Source organism: Candidatus Accumulibacter vicinus, assembly GCF_000584955.1.
Classification (GTDB): Bacteria; Pseudomonadota; Gammaproteobacteria; order Burkholderiales; family Rhodocyclaceae; genus Accumulibacter; species Accumulibacter vicinus.
On sequence record NZ_JDSS02000051.1, the window covers coordinates 17,115 to 19,014 of the forward strand.

Sequence of the window (1,900 nt, forward strand, 5' to 3'; positions counted from 1 at the left end):
TAGGCCCAATCAGGATAGGAGAAAGCCTCGCGGCCTCCCCCTCCCACACCCCCGGACGAACGCGGGTCACGTATCCGGCGGTTCGATGAAGCCAATTCCTACCGCAGCTCAAGGCTCGGTAGGTCCCTTTGTTCGAAGAAGGGTAACGGGAGCGCGATCGACAGGGTCGGCGTCTGCCACACCCGCCACGGACCGTGCGCGGACTTGCTGACGTTCCATGCTTCGCGGACCGATACGCCGCGTTTGCGCAATTCCCGGTAGCCCGCTCGATCCCATTGCTTCCAGAGATCGCAGCGTAACTTGCATCGTGCCCCCTTGTCGAGGTCGCGCAGAGGGCTCAGCACCTCGGGGATTCCGAAGTACGCTTTCCAAACCAATCAAGACGACGCCCGTACCCCTCTCCTTGCCTTCGGCTCTGCGTAGTGCGGTGCCCCTATGAAGTAAGGCGCCATGCCTGGCGCACACGCTCAGCATCAGCGGCGGCGCGCAGCGCCGTCGGCTGTATGTTGTTGTTCAGCGTCCGCCAAGCGCCCGTGATCGCCATGTCTCGTGGCGTGGTCAGCGGTCGATAACAGCCATGTTCCCCTCGTCATGGCGCTCGCCGGCGGCCGGCGTGAGGTTGTTCAGCCGTTCGATCTGCCCGGCGCTAAGCTTCACGCGGTCGGCGGCTACATTCTCCTCGATGCGGGCAACCCGCTTGGTGCCGGGAATCGGAGCAATGTCATCGCCCTGCGCGAGCAGCCAGGCCAGAGCGATCTGCGCCGGTGTCGCACCCACCTCTGAGGCAACGGCCTGGACTTCGTCGACGATGCGCAGGTTGCGTTGGAAGTTCTCGCCGGTAAAGCGCGGGTTAGTCTTGCGCCAATCGTCGTCGGAGAGCTGCTCGGGCGAGCGGATCTCGCCGGTGAGAAAACCGTGGCCGAGCGGCGAGTAGGGAACGAATCCGATGCCCAGCTCGCGCAGCAGTGGCAGCAGTTCGGCCTCAGGGTCCCTGGTCCACAGGGAGTACTCGGTCTGGAGGGCAGTCACTGTGTGCACAGCGTGGGCGCGGCGGATCGTGTTGGGGCCAGCCTCGGACAGGCCGATATGGCGGACCTTGCCCTCGGCGACCAGCTTGGCCAGTGCGCCGATGGTGTCCTCTATGGGGATATTCGGATCGACGCGGTGCTGATAGTACAGGTCGATGTGGTCGGTACCGAGCCGTTTCAGGGAGCCCTCGAGCGCGGTGCGGATGTTCGCCGGGCTGCTGTCTAAGACGCCAGGGCCGCCACCGGCGTGCGAGACGATGCCGAACTTCGTCGCCAGCACCACCTGGTCGCGGCGGCCCTTGATCGCCCGACCAACCAGTTCCTCGTTGAGGTAGGGGCCGTAGATCTCAGCCGTGTCGAGATGGGTGACGCCCAAATCCAGCGCCCGGTGGATCGTTCGGATGGACTCGGTGTCGCTGCCAGACCCGATGTTGTAGTAGCCGGACATCGACATAACGCCGAGTCCTATGCGGGAGACGTCGAGTTCGCCGATCGAGATATGTTTCATGGCAATACAGCTCCTCTCTTTGATTGCTTTGATTGATAACGTCATGTCTTCACTTGCGCGCCTATCGTTCCGGTTCAGGCGCGCGCGGCTTCATGCGCGTCGCCTGCAATCGGCTGTTGGACGAAGCCGCTACGCGGAGGAAAACCGTCCAGGGGGTACCGCCCAAGCCCTTGATTCGGAGGTTGAGATGGCCGGAGGTACTCGGGCGTGAAGGCCTGAGCCGGTTTGGCGACGGTTGCTTACTGCGGTGCTCACGCCAAGAACCCAGCGCTCGATTGAGCAAACAGGCCCGCGGACTGAGGCGCGTACTCCCCATGATCGGGCAACGAGCCGATCGGTCAAGTCAAGTCTCACGCGATCGGAG

2 protein-coding genes are annotated in these 1,900 nt (G+C 63.5%); both read right to left on the minus strand.

Annotation, left to right across the window (positions count from 1 at the left end):
- Window positions 1–98: 98 nt before the first annotated feature.
- Window positions 99–344, minus strand: coding sequence for a hypothetical protein (locus CAPSK01_RS20000; protein WP_273704173.1), 246 nt, complete (start codon window positions 342–344; stop codon window positions 99–101).
- Window positions 345–558: 214 nt separating this feature from the next.
- Entirely contained in the window at window positions 559–1,536 is a 978-nt protein-coding gene (locus tag CAPSK01_RS20005) for an aldo/keto reductase (protein ID WP_034930999.1), read from the minus strand.
- Between the last annotated feature and the right edge of the window lie 364 nt (window positions 1,537–1,900).